General features: G+C 76.0%; 15 protein-coding genes and 1 pseudogene. 7 read left to right on the top strand and 9 right to left on the bottom strand.

Features of this window, described 5'->3' with window-relative positions:
* Positions 1-6: 6 nt before the first annotated feature.
* Together ACO1BR_RS29505 and ACO1BR_RS29500 are read right to left on the bottom strand one after the other, a co-directional pair.
* On the bottom strand, positions 7-1,590 hold the full coding sequence (locus tag ACO1BR_RS29505) for a hypothetical protein (RefSeq protein WP_426798145.1): 1,584 nt from the start codon (positions 1,588-1,590) through the stop codon (positions 7-9).
* Positions 1,581-2,804 (bottom strand): hypothetical protein, encoded by a 1,224-nt coding sequence (locus tag ACO1BR_RS29500; RefSeq protein ID WP_426798189.1) that lies wholly within the window; start codon positions 2,802-2,804, stop codon positions 1,581-1,583. The genes ACO1BR_RS29505 and ACO1BR_RS29500 overlap by 10 nt, the downstream gene beginning before the upstream one ends.
* A gap of 213 nt (positions 2,805-3,017) precedes the next feature.
* Between ACO1BR_RS29500 and ACO1BR_RS29495 the strand changes: the two genes are divergently transcribed.
* Positions 3,018-3,611 carry a histidine phosphatase family protein gene (locus ACO1BR_RS29495; RefSeq protein WP_426798144.1) on the top strand — a complete coding sequence of 198 codons (594 nt, stop codon included), beginning with the start codon at positions 3,018-3,020 and terminating at the stop codon, positions 3,609-3,611.
* Positions 3,612-3,627: 16 nt separating this feature from the next.
* Here the strand turns inward: ACO1BR_RS29495 and ACO1BR_RS29490 are convergent, their stop codons facing one another.
* Positions 3,628-5,142, bottom strand: coding sequence for a tetratricopeptide repeat protein (locus ACO1BR_RS29490; RefSeq protein ID WP_426798143.1), 1,515 nt, complete (start codon positions 5,140-5,142; stop codon positions 3,628-3,630).
* Between the two features lie 246 nt (positions 5,143-5,388).
* Here ACO1BR_RS29490 and ACO1BR_RS29485 point away from each other — a divergent pair, with 246 nt between their 5' ends.
* On the top strand, positions 5,389-5,841 hold the full coding sequence (locus ACO1BR_RS29485; RefSeq protein ID WP_426798142.1) for a hypothetical protein: 453 nt from the start codon (positions 5,389-5,391) through the stop codon (positions 5,839-5,841).
* Positions 5,842-5,982: 141 nt separating this feature from the next.
* Here the strand turns inward: ACO1BR_RS29485 and ACO1BR_RS29480 are convergent, their stop codons facing one another.
* The 5 genes from ACO1BR_RS29480 to ACO1BR_RS29460 form a co-directional block, all read right to left on the bottom strand.
* Positions 5,983-7,236, bottom strand: a complete 1,254-nt coding sequence (locus ACO1BR_RS29480) for a glycosyltransferase (protein WP_426798141.1) — start codon at positions 7,234-7,236, stop codon at positions 5,983-5,985.
* Positions 7,233-7,361 carry a hypothetical protein gene (locus ACO1BR_RS29475; RefSeq protein ID WP_426798140.1) on the bottom strand — a complete coding sequence of 43 codons (129 nt, stop codon included), beginning with the start codon at positions 7,359-7,361 and terminating at the stop codon, positions 7,233-7,235. Before ACO1BR_RS29475 ends, ACO1BR_RS29480 begins: the two co-directional genes overlap by 4 nt.
* Positions 7,358-8,824, bottom strand: coding sequence for a sugar transferase (locus tag ACO1BR_RS29470; RefSeq protein ID WP_426798139.1), 1,467 nt, complete (start codon positions 8,822-8,824; stop codon positions 7,358-7,360). Before ACO1BR_RS29470 ends, ACO1BR_RS29475 begins: the two co-directional genes overlap by 4 nt.
* Entirely contained in the window at positions 8,821-10,011 is a 1,191-nt protein-coding gene (locus ACO1BR_RS29465; protein ID WP_426798138.1) for a glycosyltransferase, read from the bottom strand. Before ACO1BR_RS29465 ends, ACO1BR_RS29470 begins: the two co-directional genes overlap by 4 nt.
* A 62-nt stretch (positions 10,012-10,073) precedes the next feature.
* Positions 10,074-11,117, bottom strand: a complete 1,044-nt coding sequence (locus ACO1BR_RS29460; protein ID WP_426798137.1) for a hypothetical protein — start codon at positions 11,115-11,117, stop codon at positions 10,074-10,076.
* 219 nt (positions 11,118-11,336) lie between these two features.
* Here ACO1BR_RS29460 and ACO1BR_RS29455 point away from each other — a divergent pair, with 219 nt between their 5' ends.
* Together ACO1BR_RS29455 and ACO1BR_RS29450 are read left to right on the top strand one after the other, a co-directional pair.
* Complete coding sequence (locus ACO1BR_RS29455; protein WP_426798136.1) at positions 11,337-11,639, top strand: chaplin; 303 nt, start codon at positions 11,337-11,339, stop codon at positions 11,637-11,639.
* 306 nt (positions 11,640-11,945) lie between these two features.
* Positions 11,946-12,806, top strand: coding sequence for a spermidine synthase (locus ACO1BR_RS29450; RefSeq protein WP_426798135.1), 861 nt, complete (start codon positions 11,946-11,948; stop codon positions 12,804-12,806).
* Positions 12,807-12,836: 30 nt separating this feature from the next.
* Here the strand turns inward: ACO1BR_RS29450 and ACO1BR_RS29445 are convergent, their stop codons facing one another.
* Positions 12,837-13,388, bottom strand: a complete 552-nt coding sequence (locus ACO1BR_RS29445) for a hypothetical protein (RefSeq protein ID WP_426798134.1) — start codon at positions 13,386-13,388, stop codon at positions 12,837-12,839.
* Between the two features lie 118 nt (positions 13,389-13,506).
* Between ACO1BR_RS29445 and ACO1BR_RS29440 the strand changes: the two genes are divergently transcribed.
* The 3 genes and pseudogenes from ACO1BR_RS29440 to ACO1BR_RS29430 form a co-directional block, all read left to right on the top strand.
* Entirely contained in the window at positions 13,507-14,199 is a 693-nt protein-coding gene (locus tag ACO1BR_RS29440) for a response regulator transcription factor (RefSeq protein WP_426798133.1), read from the top strand.
* 115 nt (positions 14,200-14,314) lie between these two features.
* Positions 14,315-15,808 carry a sensor histidine kinase gene (locus tag ACO1BR_RS29435; protein ID WP_426798132.1) on the top strand — a complete coding sequence of 498 codons (1,494 nt, stop codon included), beginning with the start codon at positions 14,315-14,317 and terminating at the stop codon, positions 15,806-15,808.
* A 334-nt stretch (positions 15,809-16,142) separates the two neighbouring features.
* Positions 16,143-17,042 (top strand): annotated as a pseudogene (locus tag ACO1BR_RS29430) (chitinase); the annotation flags it as partial.
* Between the last annotated feature and the right edge of the window lie 53 nt (positions 17,043-17,095).

Raw genomic sequence — 17,095 nt, 5'->3', positions numbered from 1 at the left:
GGGGCATCACAGGAAGTCCTCCGCGGTGACGGTGTCGGGGGCGGGAATCGGGGCGGTGGGCGGGAGATGTGGGGTGGCACCTGTGGTGCCGGAGGTGCCGGGCGGCGGGCCGCCGTGGGTCCAGGGGGTGTCCTCCGGGTCCGGCAGGCCGGGGCCGCCGCGCGGGGCGTGCTCGAAGAGCGTCCAGCACACCGCGTCGCCCGGCTCCGGGACCGACCCGGGCTCGGGGGTCTTCCCGCGGCCCATACCGCCGGTGAGCCGCACCACCAGGGTCCCCGGCTCCCCGGCCCCGTACGCCACGAACTCGGCGGTCTGGCTGCGGCCGTCGGTGAGCACGCGGTGGAGCTTGGCGTTTTCGTCCAGTTGGGGGCGGTCGGCGGTGCGCAGTGTCACCAGGGGGCGGGGCATCGGCCGCCTGCCCTCGGAGTAGGCCATCTCGACGGCGGTGACCGTGCCGTGCAGCGCCTCCCCGGCCAGCCGGCGGGCGGCCATGACCAGGGTGTCGTCCAGGGCCTCCTGGGCGTCCAGCTGGGCCTGCGCGCTCTCCCGGGCGGACAGCTTCTGGGCGGCGGTGACGGCGTCGTCCTGCCGGGGCTGCGGCGGCTCCCCGGCGCGGATCCGGTCGCGGTGCGCGGTGTACGACCAGCGGTCGCGCCTCCAGCGGTCGGCGACCCGGGCGCCCTCCGGGAGACCGCGCAGCAGGTCGATGCCCTGCCACACGGCGTCCCAGGTGGGCCGCAGTTGGCTCTCGACGAGGGTGCGGACCTCTTCGGCGGCGCCGGGCAGGCCGGCGTCGTAGCGGGCCATCGCGGGGGCGAGCAGCCGGTTGTCGAACGCCGGGTCGGTGGCGGGCCCGGCCGGCGGGCACCGCAGCTGTCCGCCGTCGTCGCGCGCCGCCTCCGCGTACTCGGCCGCGTCCTGGCCCCGTACGCCCGGCGGCGGGGCGATCCAGGCGAGCAGCGCGCCCAGGTGCTGGTCCTCCAGGACGCTCTGGCCGGTCGCCCAATGGCGGGTCAGCAGGCCCGTCATGGACAGCAGCAGACAGGCGCCCGGCACCCGCGCCCGCTCCCCGAAGTGGGTGAACCAGCGGCCCAGCAGCGGGACATGGGGCGGTGCGGGATGCGGCGCCGCCGGCTCCTGCTCCGCCGTACGCCGAAACCGCATCGAGCGGCCCAGGAGCCGCACGTACTCGATGCCGGCGGTGCTCGGGACGATCAACTGCGGCGCGTCCGCGCACAGTTCGACCTGCACCGGGACCTTCTTTCCGGTCTCCGGATCGGTCTCCTTGCGCTCCTCCGACTCGACGTCGTCGGCGAAGCCGTCCACGTACGGCAGCACCGACTCGGCCAGTTCGGCCAGGAAGGCGAACCGCAGATCGCGGTCGCGCGGCTGCGGGACGGTCAGCAGCAGCGGCTTCTCCCGGTCCGTGCCGACCAGCGCGCCCAGGGGGGCGCCGGCCTCACCGGCCGTGGTCAACGGGACGAACACCAGCGGGCGTTCGGAGAGATGGCGGTGCCGCACCGTGGTCAGCGGCTGGGCGCGGCCCGCGGCCACCGCCTCCATCCGAGCCAGCGTCTCGATCAACGACATCCCGGCCCCCCGTCGCGCGGGGCCGGTACGGCGGCGGACAGCGCCTCGGCGCGCAGTGCGGCGGCCCGGCGCAGGGCCGCCACGGCCGGATCGTCGGGGGCATCGGGATCGTCGGGGGCATGGGGGGCATCGGAGGCGTCGGGGCCGCTCGCGGCGGCCAGCACCTCCTCGATGGTGCGCAGGCCGCCCAACTCGCCCCGTACGCCCCGGCCCAGGGCCGTCACCGACCCCTCCTGGCGGGACCGCCCGCGGCAGTGGAAGGCCAGTTCGCAGGCGGCCAGGCACTCCGGGGCGTAGGCCGCTTCCACCGCGTCGACGGCCGCGGCCAGCTCCTGGGGCGGGCGGGTCGGGGCGCCGTCGCCGTCCGTCCCGAGGTCGAAGGTGGTGCCCGGGGGGAGCGCGGCGGCGATCTCCTCGACGCGGGTCAGCCGGCTCAGCTGGCGGCGGGTGGTGGCCAGCTGCTTGCGGACGTCGACGGCCGCGCCCGCGGGGAGGTTGGAGAAGTCCTTGGGGCAGACCAGCAGCACCCGGTCGCGGACCCGGGCGGGGCGGCCGGTGCGCGCCGCGACATGCCCGGCGACCGCCTCCAGGGCGAGGACGTACACCGCGGCCTGCCGGGCGGCGGCGCCCACCTTGGCGGCGTCCGCGGCACCGTCGATCATCGGAAAGGACTTGATCTCCACGACCGTCCAGCCGCTGTCCGGATGCACCACCACCGCGTCCGGCTCCACATAGGCCGGCGACCCGGCCACCTCCAGGGCCAGCATCGGATGGTCCAGCAGCGCCCAGCCGCCGGCCGCGGTCGCCTCGCGCAGCGCCAGCGCCGTACGCGCCGCCCGGCCCTCGGGCCCGGCCGCGGACAGATCGGGCCGGGCGACCGCGTCGGCCTCCGGCGCCGGGCCGTCCGGCGCGAGCCGCTCGCACACCAGCCGCAGCAGCTCCGCGCCGCCGTCCGCCTTCACCCGCGCCTCGAAGGAGTTGCCGCGTACCAGGGCGAACTGCGACTGCCCGTACGCCGCGGGGGAGCCCAGCGCGCGGGCCAGTGCGGCCTTGTCGACGCCCGCGCCGTCCAGCAGGGCGCGACGCCGGCAGCCGGGGTTGGCGGCGAGCGCGGCTAGCGCGCGGGCGTCCAGCGACCGGGGGCGCACCCCGGCTCCGCGCAGCGCGCTCAGACTCCGCCGCAGGCTCGGGGCCGGCGCGGGCACGGGAACCACCGGAGCGGCGGGCGCCGCGCCTCCTGCTCCGGCCGCCGTGGGTCGACTCTCGCGGGAAACGTTCACCCGCCGAAGTCTGGCATCCGCCACCCACAAGCAGGGCCGCCCGGTGCCGTCCGGCGCGGTGCGCGATGATGGAAGGCCCGCGGTCAACGCCGCCCGCGCCGACACACGCACGACGAGAAGCCGGGAAACCGGCGAGAGGTACGACCCATGGCAGCGCGCATTCTCCTGGCCAGGCACGGGCAGACGGAGTGGTCCCTTTCCGGCAGACACACCGGACGGACCGACATTCCACTGCTGGACGAGGGGCGGCGGGGCGCCAAGCTGCTGGGTGAGCGGCTGCACCGCGCGCCGTGGGACGGGCTGCCGGGCGTCGAGGTCCGCACCAGCCCGCTGGTGCGGGCCAAGGAGACCTGCGAACTGGCCGGGTTCGGCGAGCGGGCCGCGGACTGGGACGCGCTGCTGGAGGTCGACTACGGCGCCTACGAGGGGCTGACGCCGGCCGAGATCAAGGCCGGGCGGCCGGACTGGCTGCTGTGGCGGGACGGGGTGCCCGAGGGCGAGACGCTCGCCGAGGTCGCCGCGCGGGCGGACGAGGTGGTCGCCTGGGCGCGGTCCGCCGACCGCGATGTGCTGGTCTTCGCGCACGGCCACATCCTGCGCGCCCTGGGCGCCCGCTGGCTGGGTCTGGACATCTCGTTCGGGGCCCGCATCCGGCTGGAGCCGACGTCCCTGTCGGTCCTCGGCTGGGCGTACGGCGAGCCGGCGATCGAGCGGTGGAACGACACCGGGCACCTCGGCTGACCGGTGGCCGCGGGCCTCAGACCGGCTGCCGCCCCGCCGACGCCGCGTGCTGCTCCAGGAATTCCGGGACCGGGCGGCAGCTGCGGTACGGGCGGAGCTTCCGGGCGGTGCTGTCCAGCATCGCCCGGATACGCGCCGAGCGGACCTGCTCCAGCAGCGCCAGCGCCCGGATACCCGCAGCGGCGGCCTCCTCGGGGGCGCCGCCGGCCGCGAGGTTGCCGGCCAACTCCGCGGTGAACAGGGCGATGTTGCGGGTGAAGTGAGGATCCTGCAGAGCGACCGCCCGGCGCGCGTGCTCCGCCGCGCGCCCCGTCTCGCCCAGCGCCGACCAGCACTGCGCCTCAAGGCCCGCCAGTTCGGCCTCGCCGTAGAAGGTCATCCACTCCGGGTCGCGTTCGCCCGGCCCGGCCGCGAACAGCCGCTCGGCCCGCGCCAGCGCCTGCTCGCACCCCGTACGGTCCCCGAGCCCGGCCCGGCCGCCGGCCTCGCGCAGTGCCAGCAGCGACCGCAGCCGCGGCGAGGAGAGCTGCTTGGCGGCCTGCTGGGCGGCCTGCGCGGCGCGTACCGCCTCGCGCGGGCGCCCGGCGTCGCGGGCCAGGAACGCGGTGTTGCAGAAGGCGTGCGCCTCCAGGGCGGCGTCGCCGCAGACCCGGGCCGTGGACAACGCCTCGGCGTAGTGCGAGCGGGCGTCGTCGAAGCGGCCGGAGTCGTGCGCCAACCAACCCACGGAGATGGCGAGTTCGCCCGCGCCGGCCTGCAGCCGGTCGTAGACCGCGCGGCGCTGTACGCCGGAGTCCAGGAGCTCGTAGGCGGCGCGCAGCGGCTGGGTGGCGCGGGGGTAGAGGCCGTCGGCGCCGTGCCGGTCGTCCAGCAGGCGGATCCGGCGGACGGCTTCCTCGACGGCGGTGGCCTCGGTGGCGCCGGCCCGGCCGCCGGGCGGTGTACGGGGGCCGGGGACGGTGGCGACGGCGGCGGATCCGTCGGGGCCGAAGGGGTCGCCGGGCCAGAGGCCGGCCAGGCCCAGGGCGGCTGCCGGGCCGCCGGTGATGAACGCGCGACGCAGCACGTCGCTCTCCTCGCAGATCTGGATACGGGTATCGCGGTGGTCGGGGTCGGTTGCCAGGGGCGCGGCGCTGACCACCGGTGCGGGCACCGTTCCCCAAGCTCTCGCATCCGTTCGAGCAGGGGAGGCCCCCATCACCGGGGCGGCTGATGCCGCGCCTTCGCGCCGCGCCCCCCGTCCGCGCACCGTCTCCCGCGGCGTGAACCCCATGTCGGGCAGCGTCAGGCCCGGGAACATGTGCCGGAACACCCGCTCGTAGGCGTAATTCGGACACCGGATCTCCCCGGACTCGACGCGGCCCACATAGCGGGCGTCGCACGAGACCTGCTCGCCGATCTCACGGGCGGACCGTCGGACCGCCGCCGCGAACTCACCCGGCGACAGCCGGCCGCGCAGCTGCCGGAAGGCGGTGTTCGGGCGGACGGGTACGGTGCGGGACGACGCTGATCTTGCGGCTGGCGACGCCATGGCGGACCCTCTCCGTGCCCTCTCCGTGCCATCTTGCGGCGATGCCGCATCCTGGCGGTGCGGCGGGACGACGGTACCGGCTGTGACGGGTCCGGCACCCAGGGTTTGGCTACAAACCGGATATCTCACCCACGATCCGCCATGAAGTGCCATCCTTTGCAGCGTTCCGCCGCCGTAGCTGTTGACGCGTCCGGCCGTTGAAGACGGTGTAAAGGGTGTGGCGCGTGCATTGAGGAGGGGTTCTCCGTGTGGGAGACCGGCGTGAGCAGGGGCGGCAAGGAGTCCGCGGGCCAGGCCGCCGGGCACGGCGGGCGTGCCGCGCCCGGCGGCGTACCGTCCCAGCCCTGCGACCTCGTCACGGTGCCGGCCCGGCAGGGCCTGGAGGCGGTCGACATCCTGCGGCTGCGGGACGGCGTCGGCCCGGTCCTGCACGACGGCGCCTGCGACACCCTGGGTTTCCTGGTCCCGCCGGGGACCGCCGACGGCTGGGACGTGCCGGGCAGCGCCTGCACGCAGACGTACGGCCGCGGTGTCGCCCCGGGCGGCGGCGAGGGCGCGGTCGTCGACCCGCCGGTGACCGGCACGGGCTGGCTGGTGCCGCCGGAGGGGGCGTACGCGGATGCCACCGACCCCGTGGTGCTGCGCGCGGCGCTGGGCGAGGCGGCGCGCACCATCGAAGCCGTCGACCGCTGCCAGTGAGGCGGGGGTGTGGGGCCGCCGGCTGATGCCGGGCGGCCCCTTCGGTGTGCCCGGGGCGGGCCGGGGCGGTGGCCGCGGAGGCGGTGCGCCACGCGGCGGCCGGGCCGCGGACGGACGGAACGCGGGGGCCGGATGCGCCGGTTACCGGGAGGCGGTCCGGCGGGCCGGCGACGGAGCCGGGGAGGGGTCCGGCAGCGCGACGCCCGGGGGCAGGGCGGGCGACGCGGGCCCGGCCGGCTGCGGGGCGGGCACCGGCGCGGGGCGGCTGCGGCGGCGCGCCGAAGCGACCGCCGCCTCGTAGACGGCCATCAGGTCCTGGGCGCTGCGCTCGATGTCGTAGCGCCACACGACCGGGGGCACCGGCAGCCGGCCCGGTCCGGTGCGCCGCAACTCCCGCAGCTCGGCCGTGAGTTCGTGCACGACGGGGCTGACGCGGCGGGCTCCGGGGGCCTGGTCCTCCGGCAGGTCGTCGACGGCCGGGCAGCTGCCGTAGAGCACGTGCAGCCCGGACGCCAGCGCCTCGACGGCGGCCAGCCCGAACGCCTCGTCCGGGGACGGTGAGACGAAGACGTCGATGGCGGACAGCAGACCGGGGATGCTGGGGGCGTCGCCGGCGGCCGGCCGCTCCGCCCCCTCGCGGGCGCCCAGCAGCCGGATCCGGTCGCCGGAGCCGAACTGCTCCGCCAGCCGCTGCAGCGGCTCCCGCTCCGGCCCGTCCCCGGCCAGCAGCAGTTGCACGCCCGGGAGCCGGGTGACCGCCCGCACCAGGACGTCGAACCGTTTGCCGGGCACCAGCCGGCCGACCCCGCCGACCACGAAGGCGTCGGTGGGCAGGCCGAGCCGGGCGCGCACGGTGGCCCGGGTGGCCGGGTCGTACGCGAAGCGGTGCGCCTCGACGCCGTTGGGGACGACGTGGATCCGCCGCTCGGGTACGCCCCAGCGGTGCAGCCGGGCGGCCACGGTGTCCGAGACGGCGACCGTCGCCGACCCCAGCCGCTCGGTGGCCCGGTAGAGCGCGCGCACGCCCCGGGTCAGCCGGCGCCCCTCGATGACCGCGTCGCCCAGGGAGTGCTCGGTGGCGACCACGGCCCGAACGCCCGCCAGCCGCGCGGCGATCCGGCCGTAGACGCAGGCCCGGTAGAGGTGGGTGTGGACGAGGTCGTAGCCGCCGGCGCGGATCAGCGCGGCCAGGCGGGGGATCGCGCTCAGATCGCGGTTGTCGGTCATGCCGAGGTGGGTGACGGGGATGCCGTCCGCCTCGATGGCCGCGGCGAGCGGGCCGGGGGTGGTCAGGGTGATGACCTCGCAGCGGGCGGGCAGCCGGCGCAGCAGCAGACGCAACTGCAGCTCGGCGCCGCCCACTTCGAGGCCGGTGATGACATGCAGGACTTTCACCGGATGCCTCCAGGGGTTACGGCCAGGGTGGTCTCGTCAGCGGCCGGGGTGGCCTGATCGGTGGGCGGCGCGGTGGCGGGGGCGGCCGGCGGCGGCACCGCCCCGGTCACGGCGGGCGCGCTCACCGCCGCCGCCGGTGGAGCGGACGGCACGCCGTCCGCAGCAGGATCCGGACGTCCTGCCACGGCGACCAGCTGTCGATGTAGAGGTTGTCGAAGCGTGTGCGCTCCTCAAGGGAGGCGTCCTCGCGCAGCCCGTGCACCCGCGCCGGCCCGATGATGCCGGGCGCCATCCGGTGCCGGGCCGCGTAGCCGGCGCAGCGGTGGGTGAACTGCTCGGCGAGGACGGGGTGTTCGGGGCGCGGTCCGACCAGGCCGAGGTCGCCGCGCAGGACGTTCCACAGCTGCGGCAGCCCGTCCAGCGACGTGCGCCGCAACAGCCGGCCGACGGAGCCGGCCCGCGGGTCGCCGGCCGCGTTCCCCCGTGCCGCCGGTCCCTCCGCTTCCCCGGGCCCGAGCGTGCGGAACGTGAGGAGGGTGAAGGGGCGCCCGCCCCGGCCGACGCGCTCCCGCCGGCAGAGCACCCCCGGCCCGTCCAGCAGCCGTACGGCCAGCGCGCAGCCCGCCAGCAGCGGAGCCGTCGCCACCAGCGCCACCGCGGCCAGCGCGAGATCCAGCAGCCGCTTCGGCGGGCCGCCGGGCCGCGGGTTCGCCGGCTCCCACGGCCGGCAGGCGAAGCCCCACAGGTGGCCGGTGCCCGGCTCCGGCGGGCGGCCGTCGCGAGCCGCCCCGGCCCCGGCCAGCCAGACCGCCGAGCCCTGGGCGAGGAACCGGCGCAGCAGCGCCGCGGTGTCCGGGGCGTGCTCCGGCGGCACCAGGAACACCGCGTCGCGCACCGTGTGCCGGATGACGGCCCGGGTGATCTCCTCGGCGGAGCCGAGCCACGGCAAGGCGGTGTGCGCCCCGCCGGGCGGTACCGGGCCGCACGCCACCAGGCCCACCGGGCGCAGCCCGTACTCCGGGTGCGCGGTGAGCGCGGCGGCGAGCTGCCGGGCGGCCGGGTCCGGGCCGACGAGCAGCGCGGCGCGCGGCCGGCGCCGGAGGACGCCGCGGCGCACCCGGTACACCGCGGCCCGGCCGGCGCACGCCAGCACCGCCTGCACTGCCACCGCGCCCAGCAGGACCGCCGGATGCGGCGGCTGTCCCGGGCGCAGCGCGGCCACCGCGCACCAGCCGGCGGCGGCCCGGACCAGCAGCGGCGGCAGCTCGTTCAGCGCGGCCGGCGCCGGCCCGGGGCGGTAGAGCCCGGCGCGCGCGTGGAGCAGCAGCAGTCCGGCCGCCAGCGCGCCGAGCAGCGCAGGCGCCGGTCCCGGGCCGGGCGGCAGGAAGGCCGCCCCGGCAGTGGCCAGCAGGTCCGCGGCGATCAGCGCGGCGTTGGTGGCCCGGTGCGGTGCGGCCCCGCCGGGGCGGGCCGGCGGCAGTGGGCAGTGGGCCGGGCGGCGGGGCGGGTGGACCGCGGCGGCCGGGGGCCCGGCGGGCGCCGGGGGCAGGCCCCGGGGGCGGGACGCGTCCGCCCGCTCCGTCGTCATCGCCGGACCCGGTCCCCGGCCGGCGGGCGCGGTACGGCGAACAGTTCGCGGTACACGTTCAGCACCGCGCCCGCCGTCCGCCGTACGTCGTGGGCCGCCCGTACGTGCTCCCGGCACTGCTGGGCCAGCGCCCGCCGCCGCTCGCCGTCGGCCAGCAGATCGCGCATCGCCCGGGCCAGCGCGGCCGGCTCGTCCGGCGGCACCAGGCAGTCGACCGCGGCCCCGGGCGGCAGGCACTCCCGGGCCCCGCCGACATCGGTGACCACCACGGCCCGGCCGCAGGCCATCGCCTCCAGAGGGGCCAACGCCATGCCCTCCCAGCGCGACGGCAGCACGACGAGGTCCGCCGCCCGGTACCAGGGGACGGCGCTGTCGGCGGCGCCCGCGAACCGCACCCCGGGCGGCGCGGCCCGGCGCAGCGCCGCCCGGTCCGGGCCGTCGCCGACCAGCACCAGCCGGGCGTCCGGCACCGCCGCGACCACCTCGGGCCAGGCCCGCAGCAGCGTCAGTTGACCCTTCTGCGGGCAGAGCCGGGCCATGCACACCACCAGCGGCGCCCCGGCCGGGAGCGCCGGCTCCCGCAGTGCGGGCAGCGACGTGCGCAGCGCCTGCCGGGTCTCGTCGTCGGCCGCCGGCGAGAACCGGTGCAGGTCCACCCCGTTGGGGACCACCACCCACCGGCCCGGCACGCCCGCCGCCACCCCGCGCGCCCGCTCCGCCTCGCTGACGCACAGCACCCGGTGCGACCAGCGCGCCGCGTACCGCTCCCAGCCCAGCGCCGGCCGGGCCACCGCCCCGCCGGACGCCTCGAAGGACCAGGTGTGCGGCTGGTGCACGGTCGGGATCCGCCCCCGTACCGCCAGCCGGGCGGCGAGCCCGGCCTTGGCGCTGTGGGTGTGGACGAGCTGCGGGCCGGTACGCCGGATCACCCGGGCCAGCCGCCGCAGTTCACCGGAGAGCGCGGGCCCGGCGCCGCGGCGCGCCGGCCACAGCACCACCTCCGCGCCCGCCGTGGCGGCCTCCGCATGCAGCACCCCGCCGGGCGGCGAGGCCAGCACGACCCGCAGCCCGGACGCCACCTGGGCCCGCACCAGGTCGGCGACGACCCGGGCGACCCCGCCGTCCACCGGCTGGGACACATGCAAAACCGTGGGCCGCTCCTGGGACGGCGGTTCCTGTCGCAGCACGCGCACTGCTCCCCTGATTACCGAGCTGACAGAACTCCGCGGGAATTACCGGCCGGCGTTGCTCAATGCCCCGGATCGGTCTGGACGAAGAGCGCACCGAGCAGATATCCCGTATTGCGGGTGGTGAAGCGGAATGTGAGCCGGTCGCCGCCGGACTGCAGCGCCGGCGTCAGGTCGTAGACATCCGAATGGAATCCGGGAGCGGTCCGGCGGTCCGGCGTCCGAACGGTCTTCGGGCCGAAATCGGTACGGGTCGGGTTCTGCGTGCCGGGCGCCGGTTTTGCGGAATCCCCGAGCGTCACCGGCGGTTGCTTCCCGGCGCTTACCGCGATCTGGTTGTTCCCGTTCCCGGGCTCACCGTCGTATGCCACGACACCGGCCGTGCCCCGCGAATGCGCCGGAATCCGGAGTCCCTTGAGCTGTACCGCGAGTTCCCTGCGGTCCGCGCCCAGCACCTCGAATCCGTCCCACAGCGCGAGTCGGCGCAGCGGCTCCTTCTTGTTCTCGTAGACGGCCACCAGCGTCCAGCCGTCCGGTGTCCCGGCCCGGGACCGCCCGGTGGCCTTGCCCGCCCGGGTCACGGTGTAGCCGCCCGGACCGCTCCGCCGCACCAGCGCGGTCACGTCCGCGGACGCCTGGTAGCCGTCGAACCGGGACAGGTGCCGGTGGCCGATCGCGCTGTCCGCGCGCACCTCGTCGGACCGGCCGCCGGGCCCGGCGAGCAGCACCCGGCCGGCGTCTCCGGCCGACTGGGGCCCGCCGGCCCGCAGTCCGCCGCCCCAGTACAGCCGGGCGTAGCTCACCCGGGAGCCGGCCGGCAGCCGCAGCCGGGCGCCGCCGGCGTCCGGGGCGTGGGACGGGCCGGCCCGGTGCACCGCCGGGCGGCAGCCGGCCGCCGAAACCGGGGAGCCGGCCGCGGAAACCGGGGAATTGGACGCGCGCGCGATACCGCCGTGCTGCGTCGCATGGAACCGCTCACTGAAAGGAATTCGGGAGGACTCCTTCGGCGCCGGTGCGGCTGCCGCCGAAGTCAGCGCGGCCGACAATCCCAGGGCCGCGAGCGCGCATACGGCGCCGCGCCCGGTTCGGTCCATCGACTTCCGCATGACTTCCTCTCCGGCTGCTAGTCAGTCAAACAGGAGAGCACTCTGACAGAAATCATGTTGGAAATCGCGGGAGGCACGCCGCGCGGCCGAACCGGATTCCGATCAGCCGAATACCAGCCAGACAGCCCAACGTTTTCCCGTAAGAGGGAACGTCCGCATCCCCCGTTGCCATTGTTCGTTGTGTCCGATGCCCCATTCGCGAACTGAAAGGAGAATGGGATGAAGCGGTTCATCAAGACCGCCGCGATGGCTGCCATGGCCTCCACGCTGGTGCTGGGTGGCGCGGGCATCGCATCCGCCAGTGACGGCGGCAAGCACGGCCACCACGGCCGTGGCATCGAGAAGGTCATCCGCCACCACCGGGGCGCGACCGCGATCGGCTTCGCCAAGCACTCGCCGGGTTTCCTCAGCGGGAACGTCATCCAGGTTCCGATCGACATCCCGATCAACGTGTGCGGCAACAGCGTCAACGTGCTCGCGCTGCTGAACCCGGCATTCGGCAACGTCTGCATCAACAAGTGACCCACCGCCGGGCCGGAGGGACACCGGACCGGCACGGGTCATGGCATGAAGTGGCGGACCGCCCACGGCTTCGGCCGCGACCGTGACCGCCGTGACGACCGCTTCGGCGCCCGTTCCTTCGAGCGTCGTGACGACCGCCGTGACGACCGTGGTGGCTTCGGCCGGGACCGTGACCGTGACCNGGACCGCCCACGGCTTCGGCCGCGGGCGGTCCGCCGCTCGGCCCGGCCGGACATCTCGGGTCCGGCCGGCCCGTAGCCGCTGACCTGCGGATACGGCCCCGCGCCGGCACGCCATACTGAAGGCATGGCGAAGAGCAGGCGCGGGCGCGGCGGCCCGGAGTCCGTCACCGAGACGGTCGGCGGCGGCGTCGCGGAACTGCGGCCCGACCGGGACCGGCCGCGCGGCTGGACGCTGCTCATCGACGGCGCCCCGCAGTCCCATGTGGACCTGGACGACCCGGCGTACCTGGAGTTCTCCTACCAGCGGCGGCTCGGCCACATCGCCGACCTGGCCGCCCCGCCCGGCGCGCCGTTGCGCGCGGTCCATCTGGGCGGCGGTGCGCTGACGTTGGCGCGCTACATCGCCGCCACCCGCCCGCGGTCCACCCAGCAGGTCGTGGAGATCGACACCCCGCTGGTCCAACTCGTCCGCAGCCGGCTGCCGTTGGACAGCGGCTGGCGGATCCGGGTGCGCGGCGCCGACGCCCGCGCGGGGCTGGCGCGGATCCCGGACGGCTGGGCGGACCTGGTCATCGCCGACGTCTTCGGCGGCGCCCGTACGCCCGCGCACCTGACCAGCACGGAATTCGTGGCGGAGGTGCGCCGGGCGCTGCGCCCCGGGGGCTGCTACGCGGCCAACCTCGCGGACGGGCCGCCGCTGCGGTTCCTGCGCGGCCAGATAGCCACCGTCCGCACGGTCTTCCCGGAACTCGCGCTGACCGCCGACCCGGCGGTGCTGCGCGGCAAGCGGTTCGGCAACGCCGTGCTGCTCGCCGCCGACCGGGAGCTGCCTCTCGCCGAGCTGACCCGGCGGGCGGCCGGCGATCCGCACGCCGGCCGGGTCGAACACGGCCGCGGCCTGCAGGACTTCACCGGCGGCGCGGCCCCGGTCACCGACGCCACCGCCGTCGCCTCGCCGGCCCCGCCCGCCGGCGCCTTCGACTGACGCACCGGCGCGGGGCTCACAACTCCCCTGCTAGGTGGTGTTGTTGCTGGTCACCACGGTCGGCGGGTGGCCGTTCCAGGTGCAGATGACGAAGGTGTGCGCGCCACCACCGCTGAAATCGACGCGGATCCACTGGTTCTGCTTCCACACCTGCATCTCCCAGCCCGCGTTCGGGGTGGCCGAGACCAGCTCGGCGGAGGAGGAGCCGAGGTCGAAGACGACCCGGCCGCCGGAGTTCGCATAGCTCCGGATCCGGCCGCCGGCGGCCGGCGCGGAGCCGCCGCCCGGGGTGGGGTAGGGGGATTGCGACGTACCGCCGTCGGTACGAGACGGGTCGGCGGTCCGGGGTGTCCCGCTGTCGGAGGGGGAGGGGCTCGCGGTGGCCGGATCCGATGGTCTGGGGCGGTGGGTGGAGGATGCCTGAGGCGTGGCAGAAGAGGCCACCTGGTCGGACAGCGGCAGCGCGCGCGGCGGGTCGTACGCCGTGCCGGACAGCACCGTGTGCACGCCGAACCACGACAGGGTGACCGCGGCGCCGGTCGCCAGCGTCCAGGCCGCCGCATGAACCAGTCCTCGTTGCATTTGGCTCATACTGCACCACCCGTCCGCCCCGTCGCAGCCCTCCCGAGGCGGGGGCCACCGCCCTCCGTGCGTCAACCGCGCACCGGGAAACCCGCCCGTATGGCGTACGGTGCCGCCCATGGCAAGTGTGCTCGTGGTCGAGGACGACCAGTTCGTACGCTCGGCCCTTATCCGGCATCTGACCGACGCCGGCCATACGGTGCGCAGCGTCGGGACCGCCCTGGAGGCGCTGCGCGAGGTGGCGCACGTCGGCTTCGACGTCGTCATCCTCGACCTCGGCCTGCCCGATCTGGACGGGGGCGAGGCGCTGAAGATGCTGCGCGGGATCACCGACGTGCCCGTGATCATCGCCACCGCGCGGGACGACGAGGCCGAGATCGTACGGCTGCTGAACGACGGCGCCGACGACTACCTCACCAAGCCCTTCTCGGTGGAACACCTCTCCGCGCGGATGGCGGCCGTGCTGCGCCGCTCCCGTGCCGCCGCGGCCGGCGCGGAACCGCCCTCACGAGTGATCCGGGTCGGCGGCCTGTCCATCGACCCACTGCGCCGCCAGGCCGAGCTGGACGGCACCGCGCTCGACCTCACCCGCCGGGAGTTCGACCTGCTGGCCTTCCTCGCCGGGCGCCCCGGCGTCGTCGTCCCGCGCAGGGAACTGCTCGCCGAGGTCTGGCAGCAGTCCTACGGAGACGACCAGACCATCGACGTCCATCTCTCCTGGCTCCGCCGCAAATTGGGCGAAACCGCCGCCCGGCCGCGGTATCTGCACACCCTGCGCGGCGTCGGCGTGAAGCTGGAGCCACCCCGGTGAGCCGGGGGCGCCTGCTGGCGCTAGCCGCGGGAGGGCACGCGGCCGCCCGGCCGCGGACGACGGTGCGAGCCGTACCGCCGCGCCCCGTGGACGGTGCGGCGAAGGACGGGACGCCGTGAGATGGGCCCTGGTCAAGGTGGCGCTGGCGGTCACCACGATGGTCGTGGTGGCGTTCGCGGTGCCGCTCGGGCTGGTCGTCAAGGAGATGGCCAGCGACCGCGCGTACTCCAACGCCGAGCGGCAGGCCGCCACCATCGGCCCGGTGCTCGCCATCACCACCGACCGCACGCAACTGGAGCGGGCCGTCGCCAGCGCCGAGACCGGACCCGGCGGCCGGATCGGTGTCCACGTCCCGGCCGCCACCCAGGGCGGCACGCCCGCCGAGATCGGGACCTGCCGGGCCTCCCCGGCGGAGGTGGCCGCCGCCGTCAAGCTCGGCCGGGCCTCCATCGCACCGGTCCCCGGAGGCACTTCGCTGCTCCAGCCGACCGCCGTGGCCTCCGGGATCGCGGTCGTCGAGGTGTACGTGCCCGACGACGCCCTCACCAACGGCGTGACCACCTCCTGGGCGGTGCTGGCCGGCGTCGGTCTGGCGCTGGTCATCGGCTCCGTCGCGGTCGCCGACCGGCTCGGCACCCGCATGGTCCGCCCCGCCGAACGGCTGGCCGCCGCCGCCCACGACCTGGGCAGGGGCGGGCTCGGCGTCCGCGTCCCGGAGGACGGCCCCAGGGAACTGCGGTCCGCGGCCAGCGCCTTCAACTCCATGGCCGACCAGGTCGTCCAACTGCTGGCCAACGAGCGCGAGCTGGCCGCCGACCTCTCGCACCGGCTACGCACCCCGCTGACCGTGCTGCGGCTGAACGCCGCCTCGCTCGGCGACGGCCCGGCCGCCGAGCAGACCCGGGCGGCCGTCGAGCAGCTGGAGCGCGAGGTCGACCAGATCATCCGCACCGCCCGCGCCCAGAAGGCGCACACCCAGCAGGCGGCCGCCGCGGCCGGCTGCGACGCCGCCGAGGTGATCCGCGAGCGGATGGACTTCTGGTCGGCGCTCGCGGAGGACGAGGACCGCACGGTCCGGGTCGCCGGCGCGGACCGCCCCGCCCGCGTCCCGGTCGCCCGCCCCGAACTCACCGCGGCCCTGGACGCGATGCTCGGCAACGTCTTCCGGCACACCCCCGAGGGCACCGCCTTCGCGGTGGACGTGCACCACGCCGACGAGGCGGTCATCGTGCTGGTCTCGGACGCCGGCCCCGGCATCGCCGACCCGGACGCGGCGCTGCGCCGCGGCTGGTCGGGGGGCGGGGGATGGGGGCACCGCCCAGCGCTAGCCGGGGGAGGCTCCACCGGCCTCGGCCTGGACATCGTGCGCCGGCTGGCCGAGTCCACCGGCGGCGACGTCCGGATCGGCCGCTCCGTCCTGGGCGGCACCGAGGTACGGGTCTGGCTGGCGCTGGACGGCCGGCGCGCCCCCCACGGCGTGCGCCGCGGCCACCGGCTGCGCCGCAGGCTCGGCGGCCGCGGCCTGGGCACCCGCGGGCGGCGGGCCGCGCGCACCGGCACGCGGGGCACCGGCACACCCGACGCCGGCACGTCCGACGCCGGCGCGTGACGGGCCGGTGACGCGCAACGGGCCGCCGGGGCGCGGCTCTTAACCACCCCCTTCCGCTTCCTTAAGGCGGCCATAATTCCGCCAACGGCCGTACGGATCCTGGCATTTGTCCGTTTCGCTGCCGCTAGCGTGCGGGACGCACCACGGTGCACCCCCCTCCAGCTCCCCCCCACGTGAGACAGGCAGGCACGAGATGAGTTCCTCGGCACACCGCCGGCGCACGAGCCGCACGGTCAAGCTGATCGGGACGGCGGTGGCCGGCACGCTGGCGGCCGGCGGCGCGTTCGCCGTCGCCGGCTCCGCGATGGCCAGCAAGGCACCGCGGCCGCCCGCCGCCGCGAAGGCCGGCTTCGCCCCGTTCGTCGACACCTCCCTCACCCCCGCCTACGACCTCGCCGACACCGCCAAGAAGACCGGGGTGAAGAACTTCAACCTCGCCTTCATCACCTCCGGCGGCGGCTGCACCCCCAAGTGGGGCGGCTCCGGCGACCTCGGCAGCGATGCGGTGGCCAAGCAGATACCGGACCTGCGCAAGGCCGGCGGCGACGTCCGGGTCTCCTTCGGCGGCGCCAACGGCACCGAGCTGGGCGCCGCCTGCTCCTCCGCCGCGGAGCTGGCAGCCGCGTACGGCAAGGTCATCGACCAGTACAAGCTCACCAAGGTCGACTTCGACATCGAGGGCGGCGCGCTGCCCGACACCGCCGCCAACACCCGCCGCGACCAGGCCGTCGCCCAGCTCCAGAAGCAGCACCCCGGCCTGGACGTCTCCTTCACCCTCCCGGTCATGCCCGAGGGCCTCACCCAGGACGGCGTCACCCTGCTCACCGGCGCCAAGAAGGACGGCGTCAAGATCTCCGCCGTCAACATCATGGCGATGGACTACGGCTCCTCCTACAGCGGCAGCATGGGCGGTTACGCCACCCAGGCCGCCACCGCCACCCAGGCCCAGCTCAAGAAGGCCCTCGGACTGAGCGACGCGGACGCCTGGAAGAGCGTCGCGGTGACCCCGATGATCGGCGTCAACGACGTCCAGAACGAGGTCTTCAAGCCCGCCGACGCCGCCACGCTGGTGAAGTTCGCCCAGAGCAAGCACCTGGCCTGGCTGTCCATGTGGTCCGCCACCCGTGACAAGCCGTGCCCCGGCGGTACCTCCAACTCCGCTCAGCCGACGTGTAGTTCCCTCGCCCAGTCGCCGCTGGACTTCACCAAGGCGCTCGGCGCCTACACCGGCTGATTCCGACCCCCCACACCGGTCCGGGCCCCCGCCCCGGACCGCCCCGGCGGGGC

Source organism: Streptomyces sp. YGL11-2 (assembly GCF_050054615.1).
Taxonomy (GTDB): domain Bacteria; phylum Actinomycetota; class Actinomycetes; order Streptomycetales; family Streptomycetaceae; genus Streptomyces.
The sequence above is the reverse complement of the archived record's forward strand: the minus strand, read 5'-3'. Positions and strand labels throughout refer to the sequence as shown.